Origin of the sequence: Pricia sp. (assembly GCF_041745955.1) — a bacterium.
Classification (GTDB): domain Bacteria; phylum Bacteroidota; class Bacteroidia; order Flavobacteriales; family Flavobacteriaceae; genus Pricia.
This window is the reverse complement of sequence record NZ_JBGTHY010000012.1, coordinates 1-3,775: the sequence shown is the minus strand read 5'-3', so window position 1 is coordinate 3,775 and position 3,775 is coordinate 1. Positions and strand designations below refer to the sequence as shown.

Here is a 3,775-nt window from a genome sequence, read left to right as displayed (position 1 = left end):
GGATAAAATTTTGGTCTTGGTTTATTGGCTCCAGTACACAGCAGTTCTGGTTCTTGGATCTAAGAGCCCCAGATTTCACTAAGATTTTAGGTTCTTTACTATACATTCATTACAAAGCGACCGCTCAAATCAACTTTCGCTTCACCGCGACCTTGATCGGCGAGACGGCATTCGACACCTCCAGCTTCTGCATCAGGTTACCTCAATGGGTCCCGACCGTAGGCCCGATACCCTGAGCGCTTGTATACCCCTTTAAAAATAGTTTATGATGAGAGGCCCCGCAGCGATGTGGGGCCTTTCTTTTTGGGTTTAAAATTATAAATAGGAAATATTCCAAATTATTGGAAATATTCCATATCTTAGCATCCTTATTTTTAAGTGTCGTGCCAGGCCTGTTGTGTTGGTTAAGCCGCCGGTATATTTTATCTGGCCAAGGCAAAAAATATTTGCATGGCCATAGCTACGGAAATATTTTTTTATGCGGGACAGGTGAAAAAAGGACAAGGCTTGGGCCGTTAGGACAAGGCTTGGGCCGGCTAAGACAGGCTTGGCACGACACTATGATGCTATGGATAAAACAATACTTCACATCGACCTCGACACCTTCTATGTTTCCGTAGAGCGGTTGATCAATCGCAAACTACAGAACAGGCCTTTGTTGGTGGGCGGTACGGGCGACCGGGGCGTGGTGGCGGCCTGCAGTTACGAGACCCGCGGGTTCGGGGTACACTCCGGTATGCCCATGAAAATGGCACGGGAACTTTGTCCCGAGGCCGTCGTCATCCGCGGTAATGCGGGCACGTACAGCAAACATTCCGATGTCGTCACAGAGATTATCAAGGAACAAGTGCCGCTATTCGAGAAATCGAGTATCGATGAATTCTATGCCGACCTTACCGGTATGGATCGTTTTTTCGGGGCTTACAAGTATGCTGCCGAAATGCGGCAACGGATCGTAAAGGAGACGGGCCTTCCGATTTCTTTCGGGCTATCCGTAAACAAAGTGGTTTCTAAAGTGGCCACCAACGAAGCGAAGCCCAATAACCATTTAAAGATAGATCAGGGGTTTGAAAAGCTTTTTTTGGCGCCCTTGTCCATCAAAAAAATACCGATGGTAGGCGACAAGACCTATCAAACTTTGCGCAATCTGGGGCTACGGCAGGTAAAGAACGTGCAAGAAATGCCCGTTGATGTGATGCAACGTGTATTGGGTGCCAACGGAAAGGTCATCTGGAAACGTGCGAACGGCATCGACCACACGCCCGTAATACCATTTTGTGAACGGAAGTCCATTTCAACGGAGCGTACTTTCGATAGGGATACCATCGATGTGGTAAAACTAAGGGGCATCCTTCTCGCCATGACCGAAAACCTGGCCTATCAGTTGCGGCGGGGCGAAAAACTGACCGCCTGTGTCTCGGTCAAGATCCGGTATTCCGATTTCAACACCTATTCCAAACAATTACGGATTCCCTATACCAGTGCCGACCACATCTTGATTCCCAAAATTTTGGATATGTTCAAGACACTCTACAACCGTAGGTTGTTGGTACGCTTGATCGGTATCCGGTTCAGCCATTTGGTCAGCGGCAATTACCAGATCGACCTGTTCGACGATACCGAAGAAACCCTCAACCTATACCATGCGATGGATACTATCAGAAAGCGCTACGGCGATAAAAGCGTGCTGCGGGCATCGGGCCTTGGGGCAAAGACCATAGGGCGGATGCAGAATCCGTTCAATGGGCTGCCGCCGGTCGTATTGGCACATAGGAAGCAGTAGTGGGCAGAGCGGTGCCAACCTGCCTTGAGTTTGAATCTTTTCACTGTGATCTGATTTGAATTTAAGCTTTGGAATTGTAAGAGAATTAATTTCAGACCAAAACACCAACCTGAAAAAGAGCAAAAAAATCACCATTCCAGACGAACTGATCGTCAATAAAATATACGTAATGCGAGGTCAAAAAATTATGTTAGACAGTGATTTGGCGGAGCTTTACGACGTCGAGACGAAAAGATTAAAAGAACAGGTAAGACGAAATATAGATCGGTTCCCCGAATCGTTCATGTTTGAATTGACCGACAAGGAAAACGCTTCTTTAAGGTCGCAAATTGCGACCTTAAAGCGGGGGCGTCATTCAAAATACCCGCCCTTTGTGTTCACCGAACACGGAATATTAATGCTGTCAAGTGTATTGAACAGTGAGACCGCAATTAAAATGAGCATCCAAATCATAGAAACGTTCGTACAGTTGCGTAAGCTCGCCAACAACTACGAGGAAATAATGAAGAAGATACAGCAAATGGAATCTCGGTACAAAGAACAGTTCGGGGAAATTTACGAAGTCCTCAAACGTCTGATGTCCAAACCGGAACAACCACCAAGAAAACGAATAGGATACAAGAACCAGTAGAAACGGAAGGCGCACCCCCAAATCTAACCCATTTTCTCCACTGTCTAGACGTTATTCTTTAAACTGGAGCTTGAAATTGTGCTTGAACTTAAACTTGCATTTGAATTTGTACCTAAACTGTCACACATATTACAGCATGCGCTACGGCACCTTTTCCGAGGTCGAACTTTTGCAGTTGGCCAAAGAGAACCATGTGACCCGATTGGCGCTCACCGATATCAACAACACCTCGGCAGGACTCAATTTTGTCCGGAAGTCGACGGAATACGATATCACTCCCGTTCTGGGCATCGATTTCAGGAACGGGGTCGACCTCTGCTTTGTGGGGATTGCCAAAAACAACGAAGGGTATTTAGAGCTGAACGACTATCTTTCAGAGCATCTGCACCAAGGAAAATCGTTTTTAAAAAGCGCGCCCGAATTCCAGAACGCCTATGTCGTTTATCCCTTTGAAAAAGTAGTACAGGAACAGCGAAAATCGTTTGCCGACTATGAATTTATTGGGATATCCATCAACGATCTGAGGCGGCTCCCGTTTTCCGGATTACTTAAATTCAAGGATAGACTGGTCGTACAACAACCGGTCACCTTTCGCAACAAACGTGATTTTAATGCCCATCGATTGCTACGTGCCATCGACAATAATACCTTGCTCAGTAAACTCTCGACCATGGAGCAGGCTTCGGAAGACGAAAAAATGTTTCCCATCCAAAATTTGGCGGCCGCTTTTTCGGAGTATACTTTTATATTGGAGAATACGGAGCGGCTGTTGAATTCCTGCTCCATCCATTTTGATTTTTCCACAGGGCGAAAACCGCAGAACCTTCAATTTTACAACTCGACCAGTGAAGAAGACGAAGCGATGCTAAAAAGGCTTTGTCAAGAAGGGCTGCCCTATCGCTATCCCGAAGTTGGCGATGATGTGATCGCACGTTTGGAAAAAGAACTGGAACTCATTATAGGAATGGGCTTTGTCTCCTATTTTCTGATCAATTGGGATATTGTCTCCTATGCCCGAGAACAAAATTTTTTCTATGTGGGCCGAGGCAGCGGTGCCAATAGTATCGTGGCCTATCTATTACGGATCACCGATGTAGATCCCATGGAACTCGATCTCTATTTCGAACGATTCATCAACCTTTACAGGGCTAATCCCCCGGATTTTGACATCGATTTTTCGCACCGCGACAGGCCAATAATGACCCAATATATTTTTGATAGGTTCGAAAACGTGGCCCTTTTGGGAACCTATGTTACTTTTAAATGGCGCGGTATGGTACGGGAGCTAGGTAAGGTCTTCGGCCTGCCCAAAGATGAAATCGATGTGCTCTGTGACGGTGATTTTCAAGCCTCCCGGCTCG

The 3,775-nt window shown here is 46.3% G+C and carries 3 protein-coding genes and 1 pseudogene; all 4 read left to right on the top strand.

What is annotated here, in order from left to right:
- The coding region (locus tag ACEW8S_RS00470; RefSeq protein WP_373516231.1) for a hypothetical protein at window positions 1–236 on the top strand (236 nt) is incomplete at its 5' end.
- Window positions 237–568: 332 nt separating this feature from the next.
- Entirely contained in the window at window positions 569–1,783 is a 1,215-nt protein-coding gene (gene dinB, locus ACEW8S_RS00465; protein ID WP_373516230.1) for a DNA polymerase IV, read from the top strand.
- Between the two features lie 169 nt (window positions 1,784–1,952).
- Window positions 1,953–2,414, top strand: coding sequence for an ORF6N domain-containing protein (locus ACEW8S_RS00460; RefSeq protein ID WP_373516229.1), 462 nt, complete (start codon window positions 1,953–1,955; stop codon window positions 2,412–2,414).
- Window positions 2,415–2,550: 136 nt separating this feature from the next.
- Window positions 2,551–3,775 (top strand): annotated as a pseudogene (locus ACEW8S_RS00455) (DNA polymerase III subunit alpha); the annotation flags it as partial.

Coding starts and splice junctions, on each gene's coding strand:
- dinB (WP_373516230.1), top strand. CDS start 569: ATGGATAAAACAATACTTCACATCGACCTCGACACCTTCTATGTTTCC.
- ACEW8S_RS00460 (WP_373516229.1), top strand. CDS start 1,953: ATGCGAGGTCAAAAAATTATGTTAGACAGTGATTTGGCGGAGCTTTAC.